Here is a 21,505-nt window from a genome sequence, read left to right on the forward strand (position 1 = left end):
CCTGCCGGCCTCCGCGGGACGTCAGCGCCGGATCGTGCCCTGACGGGTGACGGTGGCGCCGCGGGGGCCGGTGGTCGTCCGGCTCGCGCTGCATGCGCCGCCGGCGCAGGAGACGCTTCCCTGTCTCGAAACCGAATTTCCATAAGGGCCGGTGCGGGTGACCTGGCGCGAACAGCTGCCATTGTAGCAGCTGCCGGAGCCGTCGATCGTGGCGGTGCCGCGCGGCCCGGTCACGGTGCCGTGGCGCGTCCAGGCGCCGGCTTCGGCGACGAAGCCGAGCGAAAGGGCGGCCGTCGTCGTGAAGGCCAGGAGCAGTCGGGTCATCAGTCGTCTCCTTGGTTCGGCGGACCTCCCTCGGAGGGCCGTCATGGGCAGGAGACTGCCCGGCCGAGTTGGATGGCGTGTGTGCGGCAGGACGGCGAATGTCTCGGATCGTCACGAGATGTAACGGCGCGGTCCCGCCGGCCCGTCGCCACGATGGTCGCCCCGGGGCTCCGGTCCGTCCCGCGCGTCAGACCTTGAGCCGGCGCAGCCCGGGCGAGAGGAGCGCGAGGGCGACCGCGAAGACGAGGATCGACGCGCCCATCGCGGCATAGGTCGCGCGGATGCCGATCACCGCCGACAGGGCGGCGGCACCGGCCGTGCCGAGGGGCATCAGGCCGCGATTGAGGAACAGGGTGCTCATCACCCGCCCGCGATATTCGTCGCTCACCATCATCTGCATGATCGTGTTCAGCGTCGTGTTGTAGCTGATGTAGGCCGCCCCGGCGAAGATCAGGATCACCGGCGCCGCGAGGTCGACGGTATTGAGGGCGAGCACGATCAGGGCGGTGCCGAACAGGACGAGCAGGAGGAGCAGCACGCGGCCCTGCCGCAGGAGCTCGGTGAAGCCGCCGATGGCGAGCGCCCCGACGACCGAGCCGGCGCCCGCCGCCGAGGTCAGGACGCCGAGGCCGACCGGGCCCCAGTGGAGCGCGTCGTGGGCGAACAGAGCGAGCAGCATGATGAAGGGCTGGCCGAGAAAGACCGGCAGCAGCGACACGAGGACGAGCAGCACGAGCAGCCGGCGCGTCGCGACGTAGCGCAGCCCTGCGGCGATCGAGCCGGCGAGGCTTTCGCTGTGCCGGACCCGGCGCTCGAAGGGCGGCAGGTCCATCGCCGTCAGGGTGAGCAGCACGGCGAGGTAGCTCACCGCGTTGACGGCGAAGCAGGTGGCGAGGCCGAACCGCGCGATCAGGATGCCGGCCAGCATCGGGCCGAGCACCTTGGTCGAATTGATCGTCACCGAATTGAGCGCCACGGCGTTGGGCACGTCCTTCGGCGGCACCAGCGTCGGGATCAGCGAGTGGCGGGCCGGAAGGTTGAAGGCCATGACGCCGCCTCTGCCCGCCGCGAGGAGGCAGAGCGCCCAGACCGGCGTCGTGCCGGCGATCGTCATGGCGGTCAGGACGATCGCCAGGATCATGGCGACGCTCTGCACCCGCAGGAGCAGCCGCCGGCGTTCCGTCCGGTCGGCGATTGCGCCGCCGACCAGCGTCAGGGCGAGGATCGGGACGGCGCGGCTGAGATTGACGAGGGCGAGGTCGAGGGCGGAGCCGGTCTGTGCCACGATCAGCCAGTTGAGCGCCACCTGGTCGAGCCAGTCGCCGCTGTTCGACACCAGCGTCCCGATCCACAGCAGGCGGTAGTTGCGATGCCTGAGGGCGGTGAAGAACCGGCTGCCGCCGGGAGCCAGCTGCTCCCCAACGCTGCTCCCGAAGCGCACGTCGATGACCCCCCGTGTCGTGCGGATCGGCACGATCGTTCCTCGGACGCGCCGAGGCACTGCCTGTTTTTCCGGCCGGTGCCTGCCGGCCGGCAGACGGCGATCCCCGCGCCGCCGGCGGATTCCCGTCAGTCGATCGGCGGCGGCGCGACGGAGGCGGCGATGCTGGCGTCCAGCGCCTCGAAGTCGTGGTAGCCGATGGTCTCGTAGAGCTCGACGCGGGTCTGCATGCGCGGCAGCAGCGACTTCGTGCTGCCTTCCGCGGCGAGGGTGGCGTAGAGCTCCTTCTGCGCCTTGGCGGCGACGCGCAGCGCGCTCACCGGCCAGATCACCATCCTGCAGCCCCAGGAGGAAAACTCCTCGAGGGTGATGTGGGGCGTGCGCCCGAACTCGGTCATGTTGGCGAGGATCGGCGCGTCGACCCGGCTGGCGAATTCGCGGAACATCTCCGCCGAGGTGAGGGCCTCGGGAAAGATCGCGTCGGCGCCGGCCTCGAGATACAGCCTGGCGCGGGCGACGGCGGCGTCCATGCCCTCGTTGGCGACCGCGTCGGTGCGGGCGATGACGTAGAGATGGCGCCGCGCCCGGGCGGCGGCGGCGACCTTCGCGGCCATGTCCTCGGGGCTGGCGAGCCGCTTGCCGTTGAGGTGGCCGCACTTCTTGGGCAGGATCTGGTCCTCGATGTGGACGGCGCCGGCGCCCGCATCCTCGAACGAACGCACCATGTGCATGACGTTGAGCGCTTCGCCGTATCCGGTGTCGCCGTCGACGAGGAGCGGCAGCATCGAGGCCCGCGCCACCTGCCGGATGTAGAAGCTCATGTCCTCGACGGTGAGGATGCCGAGATCGGGAAGGCCCATCGACGCCGAGACGGCGGCCCCCGAGAGATAGAGCGCCTCGAAGCCCGCCTCGCGCGCCTGGAGCGCCGCCATGCCGTTGTGCGCACCGGGTATCGCGAGCGCGCCGGGGCGTTCGACGAGGGCGCGGAAGCGCTTGCCCGCCGGCTCTTCGGGCCAATCGGAGGCAACGAGATAGGTCATGATGGATCAGGCCTGTTCGGTCAGTGGCTTTCTGGCCGGCAGAACATGCAGTTGCCGGACGGCTTGTCCATTCACCTTGCTGCTCGGCGCGATAAGAAATGCTTCACCGGCCCGTGCCGTCGCGCGGTGCCGGGATCCGGGGCTGTGGCCCGATTCTGGGGGCACGGGGCTGGGATCCGGGGCTGGGGCGAGCGGTCAGTTGCAGGTCTGCGCCATCTCTGCCGCCGCCGCCTCCGGCTCGCCCGGCGGCATCGGCTGCGTGCCCGGCGGCCGCGACCTGTCGCGCAGGAGCTCCATGAACCGGGCCTGCGGAGCGGTCGGCACCCAGTTGGCGCGGGCGGTGATCCCGTCGGGCGGGCGGGAGATGCTCAGGCCGTAGTTCAGGGCCTCGAAATCCGCCGTCTGGGGATCGTCGGCGATCTCGCGGGAGGTGAGCAGGGTCAGGCGATCGCTGTTTCGCATCAGGGAGAGCTGGATCGCGATGGAGCTGGCGTTCACGCTGATCTGCGGCTTTTTCGCCGTATTCTCGAAGATCCGGTCGAAGGCGGCCCGCCGCTGCGTGCCGACATGCGGCACGATCCAGTCGAATTCGACGAGATCGGCGGTGGCGATATCGTCACGGCAGGCGAGGGGATGGCCGCACCGCGCCACCACCCGGTAGCAGTCGCGGTAGAGCACCTCCTCGGTGACGTCGTCGATATTCGCCGGACACTTCATCGGCCCGAACATCAGGTCGACCTCGCCGTGCCGCAGCCGGGAGAGCAGGCTGACATAGCTGCCGTCGACGATCTCGACGGTCGCCGCCGGATAGGCGTGGAGAAAGTCGTTGACGGCGAGCGCCAGAACGTGGCCGGCAGCCAGGGGCTGCGAACCGATGACGATGCGCGAGCGGGCCTCGCCTCTGAGGGCGCCGACTTCCTGGACAGCCGCCTCGATCTCCGAAAAGGCCAGCACCAGGCGCCGCGCCAGTTCCCGGCCGGCGGGGTTGGTGGTCATGCCGGCCGCGGTCCGCTCGTAGATCGTCTTGCCGACGATCTTCTCCAGTTCCCGGGCGTTGCGGTGGAGCGCCGTGCGCGAGACCAGCAGCCGCTTGGAGGCTTCGTCGAAGGAGTGCGCCCGCGCGACTTCGATCAGCGAGCGGATCTGCGAGGCCGTCAGCATCGAGGCGATGCGCGGCGCGGCGGACACGTCCCCTCCGAGAGCTGCCACCGACGCGTTCATCTCGGCGAACAGACGCTCGACCCGCCGCAGGACGAGGCGGCCGGCATCCGTCAGGTATGAGCCGGTGGAGCGCCGGTCGAGCAGCGGGCAGCCGAACCAGGCCTCGACCTTGGCGATCGACTGGGTCACCGCCGGCTGCGACACGCAGACGAGCTCGGCGGCCTGACTCACGCTGTTGCACTGCGCAACGGCGTCGAAAGCCCGGAGCCCCCGCAGATTCGGCATGGGCAGCGGCTCAGTCCGTCCCCGTTCCGGCATTTCCGATCCCGCAATACTTATCGCTCTTGGACCGGTTTGAATTTCACCGGCCGGGCGGAATCCTGCACCTTCCACCCAACGAGGGCAACAGGGCAGTGCGGGGGAGAGACCGCGCCCGTCGCCGACGGATCAGGGTGGGAGGAAGCCATGTCTTTGTCGCAAGCTGCGGCGGCACCATGCCGCCGGTGAGCGCTGCCGCTCCCGCGGCTTCGGGCGCCGACGTGCTGCGGGTCGGCTGCTATCCGACCGCCAAGTCGCTGCCGCTGCGGATCGGCATCGAGAAGGGCTTCTTCGCCGCCTGCGGCCTCGACGTGTCGTTGAGCTATGAGAACAATTCCCGCCTCCAGCGCGACCGACTCGCCTCCGGCGACTTCGACGTCATCCACATCGCCGTCGACAATGCGGTCTCGATGCTCGAGGAGGACGGGCTCGACGTCGTCGTCGTGCTGGGCGGCGACAGCGGCATGAACGAATTCTTCGTCCAGCCCGACATCGACGGCTTTGCCGGCATCCGCGGCCGGCGCGTCGTGGTGGACGCCGTCGACACGGCCTATGCGCTGCAGGCGGTCAAGATCCTCGCCGACCACGGGCTCGCCGCCGGCCGCGACTACACGCTCGATCCGGTCGGCCGGGGCGCGCTGCGGCTCGAAGCCATGCAGGCCGACCCCTCCGCTGCGGCCGCCGTGCTCAATCCGCCCTATTCGCTCGAGGCGGAGGATCTCGGCTTCCGCTCGCTCGGCCGCACCGTCGAACTTCTCGGCGGCTATCAGGCCGGCGGCGCCTTCGTGCTGCGTGATTGGGCGCGGGCCAACGAAGACCGGCTGGTGCGCTACCTTGCCGCCTATCTCGAGGCGCTGCGCTGGATGCGGCTGCCCGGCAACCGCGCCCACTGCGTGGGCGTGCTCTGCGAACAGCTGCAGCTTTCGGCCGACGTCGCCGCCCGCTCGCTGGCGCAGCTTCTCGACCCGGACTTCGGCTTCGCCGCCGACGCCGAGATCGACCCGGCGGGCTTCGAAAAGGTTCTCGAGCTGCGCCGAATGACGGCTAGCACGCCGGCACGGACCCCGGCCCGCGCCGCCTCGGGCGACATGATCGATCTCCGCTACTACCGCATGGCTCTCGCGCGCCTTTCGCCGCCGTCGGCCGAGCCAACCACGAACAGGCAGAACGGCATATGAAGACGACGCTGATCGCGGTCGGAGACGTCAACCTGATGGGCGTCACCGACCCGGCGACCCCCTTCCGGAAAGTGATGCCCGAGTTTCAGTCCGCCGATCTGGTGTTCTGCAATCTCGAATGCCTGCTCGCCGGCGGCAGCGGCGGGACCTGGGAGACCGAGGGCTTCTTCGCCGATCCTCACGTGGCGACCGAATGCCTCGCCTCCGCCGGGATCGCCGCCGTCGGGATGGCCAACAACGTCACCTACGGCGCCGAGCCGATCATGGCCTCGCTCGCCCGGCTCGACCGGCAGGGCATCCCCCACACCGGGGCCGGGGCCGACCGCAAGGCCGCGGCGCAGCCGGCGATCGTCGAGCGCAAGGGCGTCCGCTTCGGCTTCCTGCAGCGCAGCTCGGTCTACTGGGCGACCAATCACGAAGCCACCGACACGGCGCCCGGCATCGCCGCCCTGCGGGGCCACACCGCCTATCAGGTGCCGATGTACAAGGTGAAGCGGGAGATCCCGCCGCTCAACCGGCCCGGCATTCCCCCCTACATCGTCACCTGGGCCGACCGCGACTATCTGGCGGCCTTCGAACGGGACGTCGCGGCGCTGCGCGAGCGCGCCGACGTCGTCGTCGCCTCCTTCCATTGGGGCTTCAAGAAGGACGTCCTCGCCTACATGAGCGAGATCGCCCACGCCGCGATCGACGCCGGCGCCGACGCGGTCGTCGGGCACGGGCCGCACTATTCGCTGGGCATCGAGGTCTACAGGGGCAAGCCGATCTTCTACGGCCTCGGCAGCTTCTCCTTCCAGACCGGCCATGGCGGCTTCGTGCACGACGCCTGGGTCGGGATGATGGCGAAGTTCGGTTTCGACGGCACGCGTCTCGACCGGGCCTCCTTCGAATTCGTCCGCCGCAACGCCGAGAACGAGACCTATGTCTGCGAGCTCGACGCCGAGCAGGCGGAACTCGGCGACATCGTCGGCCGCAGCCGCGCCATGGGCGCGGAACTCGTCCGCGACGGCAACGAGATGGTGGTGACGCTGCCATGACGGGGCCGACATTCTCCACCGCGGAGGACGGCCGCAGCGGGGGCGAGAGCGCCGCGCTGGCCCGCTATGCCGCCGGCCTCGGCTTCGACGACCTGCCCGAGGCCGTCGTCGACCGCGCCAAGGAATGCCTCACCGACACGGTCGGCATCGCGCTGCGCGGCCGCGACATGCCGTGGAGCCGGATCGCCCTCGACTTCGTCCGTTCCGAAGCCTCGAAGGGCGGCTCGCGGGTGATCGGCCGGGACGACGTGACGACGGCCCCGCAAGAGGCGGCCTTCGTCAACGGCATCTTCGCCCACGCCCTCGAACTCGACAGCCTCAGGAAGCCCGGTGCGGGCGTCCACCCCGGGGCGATCGTCGCCGCCGCGGCGCTGGCCGCCGCCCAGGATAAAGGAGTCGGCGGGCGCGAGCTTCTCGCCGCGATCGTCGCCGGCTTCGAGGTGCTTCTGCGGATCGGGGTCGCGACGCGGCATTCCGCCGAGCCGCGCGGTTTTCACGCGCCCGGGCTGACGGGACCGTTCGGGGCGGCCGCGGCTGCGGGGCGCATCTACGGGCTTTCGCCGGAGCGCATGACCATGGCCTTCGGCATTGCCGGCTCGACGGCCGGCGGGCTGATGCAGTTTTCGGCCGAGGGCAGGGGCGCGATGGTCAAGCGCTTCCACATCGGAAGGGCCGCTGAGAGCGGCGTCCTCGCGGCGCGTCTCGCCGCGATGGGCTACGAGGGGCCTTCCGAGATTCTGGAAGGCCGGAAGGGGTTCCTCGCCACCTACTGCCAGAGCCACGACGTCGCGGCGCTGACCGACGGCCTCGGGACGCGTTTCGAGACGCTCAATCTCTGCCTCAAGCGCTATCCCTGCCACATCACCGCGCATACGCCGGTCTATGCCGTCGAATGCCTGCGCCGCGAGACGGGGCTGGCGGCCGGGCAGGTCGCCTCCGTCAAGGTGGTCGGGACCGACCGCATGGCCGGCAGCAACGCCGATCAGGCGCCGGGCGATCCGGCCCTTGCCAACTACAGCATCCCGTTCTGCGTCGCCGCAGCCCTGACCGGCGAGCCGGACGATCCGGCGAGCTTCGATGCCGGCCGGCTCGAGGAGCCGGCGCTGCGCGACCTCTGCCGCCGCATCGAGGTGGTCAGCGACGGGCGCAGCAGCCATTCCGACTGGACGACGACGACCATCGTCTCCTGCCGGGACGGTTCGATCCACGAACGCACCGTCGAGGAATTTCCCGGCACCCCCGCTATGCCGCTGAGCGGCGCCGCCCTGAAACGACGCTTCGAGATCATGTCCATCGGCCGGGATCCGCAGACGACGCGCGATCTCTTCGCCCGCCTGTCGACCATCGAAAGGGAAACGTCGGTGGACTGGATCCACTGACGAGACGAGAACCCATGGCGCATTCAAACGACACATCGAACCCCCACACCGCGGCCGTCGCCCGCTTCGTCTCGGACTTTCGCTACGAGATGATCCCGGCCGAGGTCCTGGCGCGCATCAAGCTCCTGGTGCTCGATTCGCTCGGCTGCGCCATCTACGGCGCCGAGCTGCCGTGGAGCCGCATCCTGCGCGAGACCCTCGGCGCGGTCGACACCACCGGCACCGCCTCGGTCTGGGGCACGGCCGAGCGTCTCTCGCCGCCGCATGCGGTGCTGGTCAACGGCGCGCTGGTGCAGAGCTTCGAGCTCGACGACGTCCACCGGGTCGGCGTCCTGCATGTCGGCGCCGTCACCCTGTCGCCGATCTTCGCGGTTCTGGAGCGCAATCCCGAGATCAGCGGCCGCGACTTCCTCGCCGCCGTCGTCGCCGGATACGAGATCGGCCCGCGCGTCGGCATCTGCATGGGCCAGGAGCACATCGGCCAGGGCTGGCACTCGGGGGCGACGCTCGGGGTCTTCTCCGCCGCCGCCGGCGCCGCTGCGGCCCTCAGGCTCGACCACGACAAGACCGTCAACGCGCTCGGCATCGCCGGCACCCAGTCGGCCGGCCTCATGGCCGCCCAGTACGGGGCGATGGTCAAGCGCATGCATGCCGGCCGGGCGGCGCAGAGCGGCTATTACGGCGCGATCCTCGCCGAGCGCGGCTTCACCGGCATCCGCAACGTCTTCGAGAGCGACTATGGCGGCTTCTGCTCGACCTTCTCGCGCTCCCACGACCGCTACGATCTCGCGGCCCTCTCGGACGGTCTCGGCGAGCGCTTCGAGACCATGCAGATCGCGCTGAAATTCTATTCCTGCGTCGGCAGCAACCATACGACGCTGGACGGCATCCGCATGATAAAGGCGCGGCGACCCTTCACCCTCGACGAACTGGAGAAGATCGTCGTCTACGGCTCGCAGGTGACGGTCGATCACGTCGGCTGGCCCTACAGGCCCGAAGGCCTGACTTCGGCGCAGCTGAACCTTCCCTATTGCGTCGCGACGCTGCTTCTGGAAGGCGACGCCTTCGTCGCGCAGTTCACCGAGGACAAGGTGGACGATCCCGAACGCATCGCGCTGTCGCGCCGCGTCGAGGTCATCGAGGATCCCGAGATCACCGCGCTGGGATCGCGCTTCCGGCACAAGGTCCGGGTCGAGGTTCACCTGAAGAACGGCGAGGTCCACGAAGAGACGGTCGAGGCGCCGCGCGGCAGCGAGAAGTTCTTCGCCAGCGAAGCCGACGTCGTCGAGAAATTCCGCAAACTTGCAGGCACCCGCATGACCGGCTCGCAGCTCGAACGTGTGATCGATCTGGTGATGGGTGCCGAGACCATGACCGCGGCGGGCGATCTCGCCAGGGCGCTCTGCGTCTGAGCGGGCAGAAGGAGTACGAACCATGCGTATCTGTCGTTTCGGGGATGATCGGCTCGGCATCGTGATCGACGGTCTCGTCCACGACGTCACGCCGCTGCAGGCCGAGATCAGGGCGTCGGCGTCCTACGTGATGAAGGGCGACGCGGTCGTCGCGGCGCTGCCGGAGTGGCGCGAACGCTTCCTCTCGGAAGCCGGCAAGGTCGCCGGCGTCCCGGTCGAAAGCGTCGATCTCCTCGCGCCCGTCGCGCGTCCGAGCAAGACGATGGCGGCGCCGACCAACTATCCCTCGCACATCGCCGAGATGGCGCCCGCCCGCGAGGCCAACAAGTCCAAGCACAGCGGCGACATCGGCAAGGACGGGATCTTCCTCAAGGCGAACTCGGCGATCGTCGGCCCGTCGGAAGGGGTTCCCCTGCGCTTCCCCGAGCGGCGCACCGACCACGAGCTCGAATTCGTCGTCGTGATCGGCAAGGAAGGCAGCGACATCGCCGAGGCAGACGCGCTCGATCACGTCGCCGGCTACTGCCTCGGCCTCGACATGGTGGTACGCGGCCCCGAGGACCGCAGCTTCCGCAAGTCCTGCGACGGCTACGCGGTGCTCGGGCCGTGGCTGGTGACGGCCGACGAACTCACCGATCCCGGCAAGGTGCCGCTCATGCTGAAGGTCAACGGCGAGGTTCGCCAGGAGACCAACACCGAGCAGCTGGTCTACGGCGTCAGGCGCCTGATCGCCTTCGCCTCGTCCTTCTACACGCTCTATCCGGGCGACGTCTTCTACACGGGCACCTGCGACGGCGTCGCGCGGGTGTTCCCGGGCGACGTCATCACCGTCGAGAGCCCGATGATCGGCACCATGAACGTGCCCGTCCGGGCCCATGCGACCGGGCGTTCCTGACGCCCGACGACCAAGGAAAGGTTTTCAGACATGCTGCTTTGGACCAACGGCCGCAAGATCTATTACGACGTCGTCGGGCCCGCTGACGCGCCGGTCGTCTATTTCGCTCACTCGCTCGCCGCCGACAGCGGCATGTGGTCCGACCAGGTGCCGGCGTTCCTGGCGGCGGGCTACCGCGTGCTGCGGGCCGACATGCGCGGCCACGGCGGCAGCGACGTTGCGCCGGGCAACTACCGCATGGAGCAGCTCATCGCCGACGCCGTGCTGCTGCTCGACCATCTGGAGATCGCGAAGGTCCATTTCTGCGGGCTCTCGATCGGCGGCATGATCGCCCAGGGGCTCGGCATCCTGCATCCCGAACGCGTCGCCTCGCTCGTCCTCTGCGACACGCAATCGCAGTCGCCGGCCGACGCCAGGGAGCGCTGGGGCAAGCGGACGATCGTCATCCAGGACGCCAACTCGATGGCGCCGCTCGCCGAGGCGACGATGGGCCGCTGGCTGAGCGCCGAGTTCAAGCAGCGCCACCCCAATCTCTGGCAGCAGGTCCACGACACCGTCGCGGCGACCCCCGTCCAGGGCTACATCGGCTGCGCGGCGGCGATCCAGGACTTCGACTGGACGCCGCGGCTGCCCGAAATCGCCGCGCCGGCGCTGGTCCTCTACGGCACCGAGGACCCGGCGGCGCATCCGCAGGACAACCAAAAGATCGCCGACGCGCTGCAGAACGGCGAACTCCTTGCACTCGAAGGCGCCCGCCACCTGCCGAACATGGAGGATCCGGACCGCTTCAACCGCATCGTCATCGACTGGTGCAACCGGTGGAGGGGCTAGAGCCATGACGCGAGTGACGCGCATCAGCCACGCCACCTTCACGACGCCCGATCTCGACCGTCTGACCGACTATTACGTCGAGGTTCTCGGGCTCTCCCTCGCCGCGCGCGACAAGGACCGCGCCTTCCTGGCGACGGTCACCGGCCAGCAGGCGCTGGTGCTGGAAAAGGGCGAGGTTCCGTTCTGCACGAAGATCGCCTTCCAGATCGCGCCGGGCCGGGAGCTGGGCGAGGTCGCGAAGGGGCTTGCCGAGCGGCACGGGATCGATGCGGAGCGGCGCAGCGACGCCATGCCCGGCGTTGCCGAGATCCTCTCCTTCGCCGATCCGAAGGGCACGACGATCGAGCTCTTCTCCGACGCCGAGCCGGTGGCGTTCGACCGCACGCCCAAGGGCTTCGTGCCGCTGAAACTCGGCCACATCGCCTTCAAGGCGACCGAGCTCCAGCCTCTCGTGCGCTTCTACGAGGAGGTGCTGGGCTTTAGGGTCTCCGACTGGCGCGAGGACTTCTTCGTCTGGATGCGCTGCGGGCCGGATCACCACACCGCCAATTTCGTGCGCGGCGACAAGCCGAAGATGCATCACGTCGCCTTCGAGCTGAAGGACCAGGCCGAGATCATCCGGGCCTGCGATTTCCTCGGCAAGAACGGGTTCCCGCTGATCTACGGGCCCGGCCGGCACGTGATCGGCGACAACATCTTCACCTATCACCGCAATCCCGACGGCCAGATCGTCGAGCTCTACACCGAGCTCGCCCGGATCGATTCCGAGGAGCTCGGCTATTTCGTGCCGCGGCCGTGGCGGGAAGACCACCCCTACGAGCCGAAGACCTGGGGGCCGGGCACCGTGGGCAATCTGTGGGGACCGTCCGCCCCGCCCGACTTCAGGGACGGATGAGCGACATCGACGCCATGACATCGGCCGGAACCGAACCGGAGGAGAGAACATGAATGCGACGTGCAAATTCGCGATCGTCGGCGGCGGGCTCGCCGGCCTGGCGGCCGCCAACGCCCTGAAGATGGTCGGTCTTCAGGCCGAGGTCTTCGAGACCGCGCCGGAGCTCGGCGAGATCGGCGCCTCGGTCAACATCAGCCCGCAGGCCGTCAAGGCGCTCCGGGCGATCGGCGTCGGCGAGGCGATCGCCGCCGTCGGCCACGAATCGCCGGGGCCCTACACCCGCGCCATGCAGACCGGCGAGTTCCTGCAGGCGACCGACCGGCTGGCGGTCAAGGACAAGTACGGCGCGCCCTACTACTCCTTCCACCGGGCGGACCTGATCGACGCGCTGGCGAAGACGCTCGATCCCGCCCGCATCCATCTCGGCCACCGCCTGTCGGGCCTCGTCGAGGCCGACGATCACGTCACGCTGAATTTCCAGAACGGCGCGAGCGTCGACGCCGACTACGTCATCGGCGCCGACGGCGTGAAGTCGGCGGTCCGCGAAGCGCTCTATGGCGAGGACAGGCCGGCCTATACGGGCCAGATGGTGTGGCGGGCGCTGCTGAAGACCGAGGACGTTCCCGAAGAGGCGATCGAGCCGCGCGGCCACACCCAGTGGGTCGGCCCCGGCAGGCATCTCATCGCCTACAAGATCCGGCAGGGCAAGCTGGTCAACGTCGTCTCCCAGGTCGACACCGACGAATGGGTCGAGGAGGGGTGGTCGATCAAGGGCGATCCCGCCGACATGCGGGCGAGCTTTCCCGGCGCCGAGCCGCGGCTCGCCAAGCTGCTCGACTGCGTGGGCGAGTGCACGAAGTGGGGGCTCTTCACCCGTCCGATCAACGACAACTGGGGGCGCGGCCGCATCCAGATGATCGGCGACGCCGCCCACGCGATGCTGCCGAGCGCCGGGCAGGGCGCCGCCATGGCCTTCGAGGACGCCTACATCCTCGGCCGCTGGCTGGGCGCTGTCGAGGACCCGGTGGAAGCTTTCGCCGAATTCCGGCGGATCCGCATCCCGCGCGTCCACGGCGTGCAGCGCCTGTCGCTCGCCAACAAGGACTTCAAGCACATGAAGGACAGCGCCAGGCAGAAGGAGGCGATCAAGGCGGGCACCGGCAGCGTGCACGGCAAGATCGACTGGGTCTGGGGCTTCGATCCCGCCGCCGAATGGGATCGCATGCCCGACGTGCCGCCCGTCTACGCCGATCCGGCGCCGGCCGCGGCCGCGTCCTGAGCGCACGGGCGGCCATCGGACACCAAGAGAGCAGATGCCAGCAAGCGACCCGAAGGTCGGGTCAAACCAGGGAGGAAAGCATGAAAATCACAACCTCAGCCGCCCGCCGATTGGCGGTCTCGTGCCTCGCCGTCGGCTGTTGGGCCTTCGGCCCCGCGGCCGCGAAGGCCGAGAGCGTCGCCGACTTCTACGACGGCGAGACGGTGACCCTCGTCTCGGGCTTTTCGGCCAGCGGCGAGAACGACACCTACTTCCGCCTGTGGGGCGCCAATCTCGGATCGTTCATTCCGGGCAATCCGACCGTGCTCAACACCAACCTGACCGGCGCCGGCACCCTGATCGCCGCGAACTACATGTACAACCAAGCCGAGGCCGACGGCACCTCGATGGGCATGTTCACCGTCGAGGCAGCCATCGAGCCGCTGCTCGGCAATCAGGCGGCGCAGTTCGACCCGACGAAGTTCAGCTGGATCGGCAGCATCTCCCGCGACGAGCAGTTCTGCGCGGTGAAGGCCGAGGGCGACGGCCCGAAGACCTTCGACGAGATCCTGAAGAACGAGGTGCTGTTCGGCACCAGCGCGCCGGCCTCCGACACCTACCGCCAGACGGCGATCCTCAAGAACGTCCTCGGCGCCAAGATCAAGCTCGTCTCGGGCTATCACGGCATGCCGGGCGTGCTGCTCGCCCTCGAACGGGGTGAGGTGAACGGCGCCTGCGGCATCACCTCGGGGGCGCTGGAGACCAATCTTGCCGCCGAATACAAGGCCGGCAAGCTCAAGCTCGTGCTGCAGACCTCCGGTGACCCGACGAAGGAATTCGGCGACGTGCCGAGCGTCTTCGACTACGCCAAGACCGACGACCAGCGCGAACTATTGAAGTTCTTCTTCAATTCGATGGCGATGGGCCGGCCGATCACGGCGCCGCCGGCAATTCCCGCCGATCGGCTGGAAGCCCTGCGGACGGCCTTCATGAAGAGTGTCCAGGACGAGAAGTTCCTGTCGGACGCCAAGCGCCTCCATGTCGAGGTGAAGCCGCTCTCCGGCGAGCAGATCGAGCAGCGCATGCAGGAGATCGCCAACCACTCGCCGGAGTTCTTCGAGCGGGTGAAGGAAGCCTACAAATAGGCTGGCGCCGCGCTTCGGCGGGTCCGGAGCCGGCCGGGCACGACGTCATCGTGCCCAAGCCAATGATGCCTCCAAGAACAGCGGAACAGAGCCGTGCCAGTTTCTTCTGGCCCGGCCGTTCTGCGGGCGCAGCCCCAGGGCTGCCAAGGATCAGACCATGGACATGAGCATGCTCGACGCGGCGACGACGGCGCTGCTGACGATACTCGATCCGTCGCGGTTGCTGCTTTTGGCCGTCGGTGTCGTCATGGGGCTGTCGCTCGGCGTCTTGCCCGGCATCGGCGGCCTCGCCGCGACCGCGCTGCTTCTGCCGTTCACGTTCACCATGGATCCGCATGCCGCCTTCGCGCTGCTGCTCGGCCTCGGCGCCGCGACGGCGACCGGCGATCCCATCCCGGCCATCCTGTTCGGCGTGCCGGGCGGCGCGGGCTCGGCCGCGACGGTTCTCGACGGCTACCCGATGGCCAAGCGCGGCGAGGCCGGGCGGGCGCTCAGCGCCGCCTACATGTCCTCGATGATCGGCGGCGTCTTCGGCGCCATGTTGATGGGGCTGACGCTGCCGCTGCTGCGGCCGCTGATGCTGTTCATCGGCTCGCCGGAACTTTTGGCATTCTCCTGTCTCGGCCTGTCGATGGTCGCGGTCCTGTCGGGCAACGCGCCGCTGCGCGGGCTGACCGCGGCAGGGCTCGGCCTGATGATCTCGATGATCGGCGCCGATCCGCAGACCGGGACGCTGCGATGGACGATGGGCAGCCTCTATCTCTGGGAAGGCCTGCCGCTGATTCCCGCGATCCTCGGTCTCTTCGCCATTCCGGAACTCGCCGATCTCGCGATTTCCCGCACCTCGATCGCCGGCGGCGCCCCTTTCGACGCCAAGGCCGGCATGCGCGAGGGCGCGATGGACTGCTTCCGGAATTTCTGGCTGGTCGTGCGCTGCAGCTGGATCGGATCGACGCTCGGGGCGGTGCCGGGGATCGGCGGCTCGGTGATCGACTGGGTCGCCTACGGCCATGCGCTGCGCACCGAGAAGGGCGCGGAGCAGACCTTCGGTTCGGGCGACGTGCGCGGCGTCATCGCCTCGGAAGCCTCCAACAACTCGCGCGAGGGCGGCGCGCTGGTGCCCACCGTCGCCTTCGGCATTCCCGGCAGCGCCGGCATGGCGATCCTCCTCGGCGCGTTCCTGATGCACGGCCTGGTGCCGGGGCCCGACATGCTGTCGGTCAATCTCAGCGTCACCTATTCGATGGTCTGGAGCATCGCGATCGCCAACATCCTCGGCGCCGGCATCTGCTATCTCCTCAGCGGCCAGTTCGCCAAGCTCGCGCAGCTGCGCTACACCCTGATCCTGCCGAGCGTCCTCAGCATCATCTTCATCGGCGCCTTCCAGGGGTCGCAGCAGTGGGGCGACCTCTACACGATGATGATCTTCGGCCTCGTCGGCTGGACGATGAAGATGCTGAAATGGCCGCGCCCGCCGCTCATTCTCGGCCTCGTCCTCGGCGCGTCGGTGGAGCGCTACCTCTTCATCTCGATCGAGCGCTACGGCATCGAATGGTTTAGCCGCCCGATCGTGCTCGTGCTCTTCGGCTTCGCCGCCCTCGGCCTGCTCCGGCCGCTGATCCGCGACGCCAGGGCGCACGGCAGCTGGCGGAACATGCTGGCCGACTACGGTCGCCCGGCATTCCGCGCGACGGATCTCTTCAACCTCCTGTTCATCGCCGTGCTGGTCTTGATGCTCTACGAGGCGGCCGGCTGGAACTTCAAAGCCAAGATCATCCCGATGGTGGTCGGCATCTCGGCGCTGATCTTCGCGGTGCTCAGCCTGGTCAATCAGGTCTGCCGCCGGCTGGAACGGGAGCGGCGGCACGGCCTCGCCGACGACGCGAAGGCGAACGTCTCCCGCAAGATCCACATGGATCTCGCCTCTGACACGGCGCATCTCACCAGGAAGCAGGTCTTCACCCGTGCGGCGAGCTTCTTCGGCTGGCTCACCGGCTTCCTGGTCTCGATGTCGATCATCGGCCTCGTCCCGACGGTGCCGCTGTTCATCGCCGGCTACATGCGCACCGAAGCGCGCGAACCCTGGCGGATCGTGCTGCCGATGGCGATCGGCATGACCGTCTTCATCGCCGCACTCTTCAACTACTTCCTGCCGATGGCCTGGCCCCCGACCTTCCTGGGGCACTGGTTCCCGGCGCTGAAGGTCATCCCGTCGGTGTGAGCCGGCGGGACCCTCGGCGGCGGTGGCCGCCGCCGAGGCCGGAGATCAAAATCGAAAGCCGCCCTTCCGGACCGGGAGGGCGGCTTTTCTCTTTTCATGACATGGAAAGGCCGGGCCGGGCGATGTGCCTCGGCCCGGCCGAGCGGGAGACGGAGGTCGAATAGGGCCGGGGAAGTGCCGGGAAAGGGGAAGCGGGGAGCCCCCGCGTCCGAGCCGGCGGGCGGGCCGGTCGGCCGGCCGGCCCGCCCGCCGGTTCAGGCGGTCTTGTTCGGCGCGGTCCAGTCGTCGGTCTCTGCGAGCATCGCGCCGGCTTCCGCGACCATCCAGAAGGTATGGTCGGCCCAGCGCAGGATGGTGTTCTCGAGGCTGCGAGTCAGAAGCTCGCCTTCCGCCGAGTGGGCGGCGGCCATGTGGGCGACCTCCTCCGGCAGGCCGGCGGTCAGGCAGATGTGGATGCCGTAGCCCGGGTGGCGCATCGACGGATAGCCGCTCTTGCGCGGGTTCGCCTTCCAGCGGGCGATGTTGTCCGGATCGAACTCCCAGACCTTGCCGATGTCGTGGCAGAGCGCGCCGGCGATCAGCAGATCCCGGTCGTAGACGAAGTCCGGAAACAGCGTATCCATCTCCTCGGCGATCTTCAGCGCCATCCGCGCCACCGAGCGGATGTGGTCGGCCTGGGTACCGTGGCGCAGCGGCAGGCCGTCGTAGTTGCCGGACGGCTTCATATCGCCGATCCGGGCGAAGCCCGCCGAGGCGACGGCCGCGGCCCAGGCGTCAAGCACCTTGGCGCGAAGCGCCGCGTCGCCGATCCAGGCGATCTCGGGCATCTCGTCCAGGATGGCGGCGCGCATCGTATCGTCGACGGCGATGTCCCTGTCGCGCAGGCGGAGGACGGTGGTGCCGGTCATGGCGAAGCTCCTGTCTTGTTAGTCGCTCAGCGCCGAAGGCAGCCAAAGCGCGATCTGCGGGAAGACGAGTAGAAGGCCGATCATCGCGATCAGGCAGAGCACGAAGGGGGCGACGCCGATCATCACGTCGTCGATCGTCCCGCGCCGGCGCACGCCCTGCACCACGAAGAGGTTCATGCCGATCGGCGGCGTCACCAGCGCCGTCTCGCACAGAAGCACGATCAGGATGCCGAACCAGACCGGGTCGAAACCGGCGTCCTTGACCAGCGGCGCGATGATCGGAACCGTGACGATCATCATCGCCAGCGGGTCCATGAACATGCCGAGGACGAGGTAGAGCGCGATCACCGAGAGGATCAGGCCGGTGGGGCCGAGATCCATGCCGGCGATCGCCCCGTTCATCGCCGAGATCAGGCCGAGCGCCGCGAGCACGAAGTTCAGGAACCAGGCCGTCATGACGATCAGCATGATCATGCCCGTCGAGCGCATCGTGCCGTCGAGGGCGGCGAGGATCATCGGCACCGTCAGCCGCCGGTGCAGCGCCGCGAGGACGAGCGCCGCGACGACGCCGAGCGAGGCGCTTTCCGTCGGGGTCGCGATGCCGGCATAGATCGAGCCGATGACGATGACGAAGATGGCGAAGGGCGGCAGGAGGCCCCAGAGGCTGCGCCAGCGCTCGCCCCAGTCGACCGCGATGCGATGGCCGCCGATCGCGGGCCTGAGGAGGCAGACGAGGAGGATCGTCAGGGAGAAACCGGTTCCGAGCACGAGGCCCGGCAGGAAGCCGGCGAGATAGAGCTTGGGGACCGAGGTCTCGGTGAGCCAGCCGAAGATGATGAGGTTGATCGACGGGGGGATGAGGATGCCCAGCGTGCCGCCGGCGGCGATCGACCCGAAGAACAGCCTCTCGCCGTAGCCGTAGCGCTCGACCATCGGCGCGCCGACGACGCTGATCGTCGCGGCCGTGGCGACGCTGGAGCCGGAGGTGGCGGCGAACGCCATGCTGGCACCGATATTGGCGTGCATCAGCCCGCCCGGCAGCCAGGAGAGCCATCGGCTCATCGCGTCGTAGAGCCGGTCGGCGATGCCGGAGCGGAGCAGGATCTCGCCGAGCAGGATGAACAGCGGCACGCTGACGAGGAGGGCGTTGGAGGAGGAGACCCAGCCGAGTTCGCCCATCGCCAGGCGCAGGTCGACCGGCGAGAAGATCTGGTCGAGCCCCAGCCCGAGCAGCGCCAGCGCGGCGGCGACGGGCAGCCCGATCGCCAGGAACAGGAACAGGAGGCCGATGGCGACGGGGATCATGACTCGGCTTCCATCCTGCTGCGCGCGTCGAGCGCGGCCTCGCTCGCCTCGTCCTCGGCGCTCGGCGGCGCGGCGATGCGGGTGACCTCGGCGAGATCCCGGCGCAGCAGGGCGGCCGCGGCCGTCGCCGTCCGGTAGGCGGCGATGAAGGTGAACCACCCGATACCCGCGACCCACAGCCCCTGCGGGACGGCGAGCGGGGTAGCCAGGGTGGTGTTCGAGTGGGTGTCGAGGGCAAGCGTCGTCGCGAACGTCGTCCAGGCCGCCAGCGTCAAAAGGAAGCCGACGACCGCGAGGCTCGCCATGGCGAGGACGTCGAAGAAGGCGCGGGGCAGGGGCGGCAGGCGCTGGCTGACGACGTCGACCCGGACATGGGCGCGCTCGAAGACGACGTGGGCGAAGGACCAGGCGGCGCCGACCGCCAGCGCGTAGGAGGAGAGCTCCGTGCCGACGCTGAAGATGACGAGCCGCGACATTCTCAGCGACACCTCGACGGCGACGAGGAGGGCCGCGGCGAGGAGCATTCCGCCCCCCAGCCGCGACATGACGAGCGAAATTTGCCGCAGCGTCGTCTCAAGCATCGCCGCTTACTCGACCGGGGCGTCGACGCCGAGCAGCGTGCCCACCTTGGCGTTCCAGTCCTTGGCGCAGTCCGCGCCGCAGCGCGACGCCCAGCCCTTGAGGACCCCCTCCACCAGCTTCTTGGCCAGCGCCTGGTCGGCGTCGGAAAGCTCGACCAGCGTCATCTTCTTGTCGGCCGGGATGCCGTTCTTGCACTCGCCCATGCCGGTGTTGCAGTTGATGCCGTCCTGGATGTCGGCGGCCGCCTGCTTCCATTGACGGTCCTCCATCTTGGCGAACTCGTCGGTGAGGAACGCCTGCACCTTCGGATCGAGGCGGTTCCAGTTGGCGAGGTTGGCGGCGAAGAAGGTCGTCGCCCAGCCCATCGGCACCTTCACCAGCGAATCCGTCACTTCCCACCAGCGGGCGGTGTTGCCGGCGGAGGTGGCGGTGACGGCGCAGTCGGCGACGCCGCGCTGCATCGCCGGCACGACTTCCGCGAAGGGAATGTTGACGGCAGCCGCCCCGGCGGCCTCGACGAGGTCGGACATGCCGCGGTTGTAGGTCCTGACCTTCTTGCCCTTCAGGTCGGCGAGGCCTTTGATGTCGCCCTTGCAGTAGATCACCTGCAGGGCGATCGGCGACATCGACAGCAGCTTCACCTTGAACTTGTCTTCGAGGATCTTCGCCAGCGTCGGACGGTAGGCGTCGGCGACCTTGCGCTGCATGTCGATGTCCGCCGTCAGGCCCGGCAGGTCGAGCGCGTCGAAATGCGCGTCCTCGCCGGCCATGTAGCTGAGCGTGCCCTCGGAGATGTCGAACATGCCGAGCTGCAGCAGGCGGAGCACCTCCGGCCCCTGCAGGCCCAGGTCGTCGAGCGAGCCGAAGGTGGTGGTGACCGCGCCGTTGGAATCCTCGGTGATCTGCTTGGTGAAGAACGGCTCCTGGATGAACTTGAACATGTTCTGGGTGCGGTTGCCGCCCGACACCTTCAGATTCACGTCGGGCAGGTCCTGAGCGGACACGGCTCCCGCAGACAAAGCGATCGCGACCGCGGCCAGAAGGCCGCCGAGCATGGACCTCGACATGATATTCCTCCCATGGTGCGCCGCCGGGAAGCGGGCGCGGATTGGTTCGCCGACCGGCTATCCGGTCGGAGGCCGGTCCTCCCCGACGGATGGCACGCTATTCTCTTTGAATAATCTGAGCAAATTTGATTATCTGAGGGGGATTGATTGGGAATTTCTAAGAATGAGGATCACCCTCGCGCAGATCGAGGCCTTCCACAGCGTCGCCCGGCTCGGCACGGTGCACGAGGCGTCGCGGCAGTTGAACCTCGCCCAGCCGACCGTGTCGCTGCGGCTGCGGGATCTCGAACAGGCGCTCGGCCTGCAGCTTTTCGAGAGGAAGGGACGTGGACTGCAACTGACCCAGGAGGGTCGGGAGATGGTGGAGCACGCCCAGGCGATCCTCGGCGAGATCGGCAAGCTGAAGGGGCGCGTCGACCATCAGGAGATCGGCGGGCTGGTGCGGCTGGGGGTGTCGGAATCCTTCGCCGTCAGCGGGCTGCCGGCATTGCTCAAGCTCGCCTCGCAGGAATATCCGGCCCTGCGCGTCGAACTGGTCATCGGACCGAGCCCCGACCTCGTGGCGGACCTCGCCGACCACCGGCTCGATCTCGCCATCGCCATCAATCCGGCCGACGATCCGCGCCTCCAGATCGTCCCCTTCGGCGTCCAGCCGGCGACGTGGGTCGCCGCTCCGGCCCTGAACCTTCCCGCGCTCGTGCGACCGGCGGACCTGCTGCACCATACCGTGCTCGTCAGCCCCAGCCCGTCGCCGAACTGGCGCCAGACGATGTCCTGGTTCGGCGCGGCCGGGCTCGAGCCGCTGCATCTGTCGAAGTGCCACACCGTGCCGAGCGTGATCGCGCATCTGGTCGAGGCCGGCCTCGGCGTCGCAATCCTGCCGTCGCGCCTGATCGAGGCGTCCGTCCGGATGGGAACGCTGATCGCGCTCGAAAGCCGACCGCAGATCGAGAAGTCCTTCCTCTGCGCCGTGCGCCGGGCCGACGACCGCGATCTCGGCTTGGATGCGCTGATCGCCGTCACGCGGCGGGTCCTTGCCGACCTCGATCTGCTCGAGACGAACTGATTGCCCGAAGGCTGCGCAATGCTATCGATTTGAATTTCCGAT

General features: G+C 68.6%; 19 protein-coding genes. 11 read left to right on the plus strand and 8 right to left on the minus strand.

What is annotated here, in order from left to right:
* Positions 1-21 precede the first annotated feature (21 nt).
* The 4 genes from J1C47_RS20740 to J1C47_RS20755 all read right to left on the minus strand — a co-directional run bounded on the left by J1C47_RS20740 (position 22) and on the right by J1C47_RS20755 (position 4,284).
* Positions 22-324 (minus strand): hypothetical protein, encoded by a 303-nt coding sequence (locus J1C47_RS20740; RefSeq protein WP_207352714.1) that lies wholly within the window; start codon positions 322-324, stop codon positions 22-24.
* A gap of 187 nt (positions 325-511) precedes the next feature.
* A complete protein-coding gene (locus J1C47_RS20745; RefSeq protein ID WP_207352715.1) occupies positions 512-1,798 on the minus strand; it encodes an MFS transporter in 1,287 nt (428 codons plus the stop codon).
* 95 nt (positions 1,799-1,893) lie between these two features.
* Positions 1,894-2,805: a methylisocitrate lyase gene (prpB, locus tag J1C47_RS20750; RefSeq protein WP_207352716.1), complete on the minus strand. Its 912-nt coding sequence runs from the start codon at positions 2,803-2,805 to the stop codon at positions 1,894-1,896.
* A 195-nt stretch (positions 2,806-3,000) separates the two neighbouring features.
* Complete coding sequence (locus J1C47_RS20755; RefSeq protein ID WP_342592032.1) at positions 3,001-4,284, minus strand: LysR family transcriptional regulator; 1,284 nt, start codon at positions 4,282-4,284, stop codon at positions 3,001-3,003.
* 185 nt (positions 4,285-4,469) lie between these two features.
* On the opposite strand from J1C47_RS20755, the gene J1C47_RS20760 reads away from it, so the two are divergent.
* The 10 genes from J1C47_RS20760 to J1C47_RS20805 all read left to right on the plus strand — a co-directional run bounded on the left by J1C47_RS20760 (position 4,470) and on the right by J1C47_RS20805 (position 16,535).
* On the plus strand, positions 4,470-5,462 hold the full coding sequence (locus tag J1C47_RS20760) for an ABC transporter substrate-binding protein (protein WP_207352718.1): 993 nt from the start codon (positions 4,470-4,472) through the stop codon (positions 5,460-5,462).
* The gene (locus J1C47_RS20765) at positions 5,459-6,499 is read left to right on the plus strand and encodes a CapA family protein (RefSeq protein ID WP_207352719.1); all 1,041 of its coding nucleotides are present in this window, start codon (positions 5,459-5,461) and stop codon (positions 6,497-6,499) included. Before J1C47_RS20760 ends, J1C47_RS20765 begins: the two co-directional genes overlap by 4 nt.
* Positions 6,496-7,878, plus strand: a complete 1,383-nt coding sequence (locus tag J1C47_RS20770; protein ID WP_207352720.1) for an MmgE/PrpD family protein — start codon at positions 6,496-6,498, stop codon at positions 7,876-7,878. The genes J1C47_RS20765 and J1C47_RS20770 overlap by 4 nt, the downstream gene beginning before the upstream one ends.
* A gap of 14 nt (positions 7,879-7,892) precedes the next feature.
* Positions 7,893-9,290, plus strand: a complete 1,398-nt coding sequence (locus tag J1C47_RS20775) for an MmgE/PrpD family protein (protein ID WP_207352721.1) — start codon at positions 7,893-7,895, stop codon at positions 9,288-9,290.
* 22 nt (positions 9,291-9,312) lie between these two features.
* Positions 9,313-10,185: a fumarylacetoacetate hydrolase family protein gene (locus tag J1C47_RS20780; RefSeq protein WP_207352722.1), complete on the plus strand. Its 873-nt coding sequence runs from the start codon at positions 9,313-9,315 to the stop codon at positions 10,183-10,185.
* Between the two features lie 30 nt (positions 10,186-10,215).
* Positions 10,216-11,016, plus strand: coding sequence for an alpha/beta fold hydrolase (locus J1C47_RS20785; RefSeq protein ID WP_207352723.1), 801 nt, complete (start codon positions 10,216-10,218; stop codon positions 11,014-11,016).
* 4 nt (positions 11,017-11,020) lie between these two features.
* Positions 11,021-11,911 (plus strand): VOC family protein, encoded by an 891-nt coding sequence (locus J1C47_RS20790; RefSeq protein WP_207352724.1) that lies wholly within the window; start codon positions 11,021-11,023, stop codon positions 11,909-11,911.
* Positions 11,912-11,960: 49 nt separating this feature from the next.
* On the plus strand, positions 11,961-13,190 hold the full coding sequence (locus J1C47_RS20795) for an FAD-dependent monooxygenase (RefSeq protein WP_207352725.1): 1,230 nt from the start codon (positions 11,961-11,963) through the stop codon (positions 13,188-13,190).
* An 80-nt stretch (positions 13,191-13,270) separates the two neighbouring features.
* Positions 13,271-14,314, plus strand: coding sequence for a Bug family tripartite tricarboxylate transporter substrate binding protein (locus tag J1C47_RS20800; protein WP_207352726.1), 1,044 nt, complete (start codon positions 13,271-13,273; stop codon positions 14,312-14,314).
* 157 nt (positions 14,315-14,471) lie between these two features.
* Positions 14,472-16,535 (plus strand): tripartite tricarboxylate transporter permease, encoded by a 2,064-nt coding sequence (locus J1C47_RS20805; RefSeq protein WP_207352727.1) that lies wholly within the window; start codon positions 14,472-14,474, stop codon positions 16,533-16,535.
* Between the two features lie 254 nt (positions 16,536-16,789).
* On the opposite strand, the gene J1C47_RS20810 is transcribed toward J1C47_RS20805, so the two are convergent.
* From J1C47_RS20810 to J1C47_RS20825, 4 genes are read right to left on the minus strand one after another with little or no spacing between them, the layout of a single operon-like run.
* Positions 16,790-17,443 carry an HD domain-containing protein gene (locus J1C47_RS20810; RefSeq protein ID WP_207352728.1) on the minus strand — a complete coding sequence of 218 codons (654 nt, stop codon included), beginning with the start codon at positions 17,441-17,443 and terminating at the stop codon, positions 16,790-16,792.
* A gap of 18 nt (positions 17,444-17,461) precedes the next feature.
* On the minus strand, positions 17,462-18,748 hold the full coding sequence (locus J1C47_RS20815; protein ID WP_207352729.1) for a TRAP transporter large permease: 1,287 nt from the start codon (positions 18,746-18,748) through the stop codon (positions 17,462-17,464).
* Complete coding sequence (locus tag J1C47_RS20820; protein WP_207352730.1) at positions 18,745-19,329, minus strand: TRAP transporter small permease subunit; 585 nt, start codon at positions 19,327-19,329, stop codon at positions 18,745-18,747. Before J1C47_RS20820 ends, J1C47_RS20815 begins: the two co-directional genes overlap by 4 nt.
* Positions 19,330-19,335: 6 nt before the next feature.
* Entirely contained in the window at positions 19,336-20,397 is a 1,062-nt protein-coding gene (locus J1C47_RS20825) for a TRAP transporter substrate-binding protein (protein WP_207352731.1), read from the minus strand.
* 163 nt (positions 20,398-20,560) lie between these two features.
* On the opposite strand from J1C47_RS20825, the gene J1C47_RS20830 reads away from it, so the two are divergent.
* Complete coding sequence (locus J1C47_RS20830) at positions 20,561-21,463, plus strand: LysR family transcriptional regulator (RefSeq protein WP_207352732.1); 903 nt, start codon at positions 20,561-20,563, stop codon at positions 21,461-21,463.
* Positions 21,464-21,505: the final 42 nt, after the last annotated feature.

The organism is Jiella sonneratiae (genome assembly GCF_017353515.1).
Classification (GTDB): Bacteria; Pseudomonadota; Alphaproteobacteria; order Rhizobiales; family Rhizobiaceae; genus Jiella; species Jiella sonneratiae.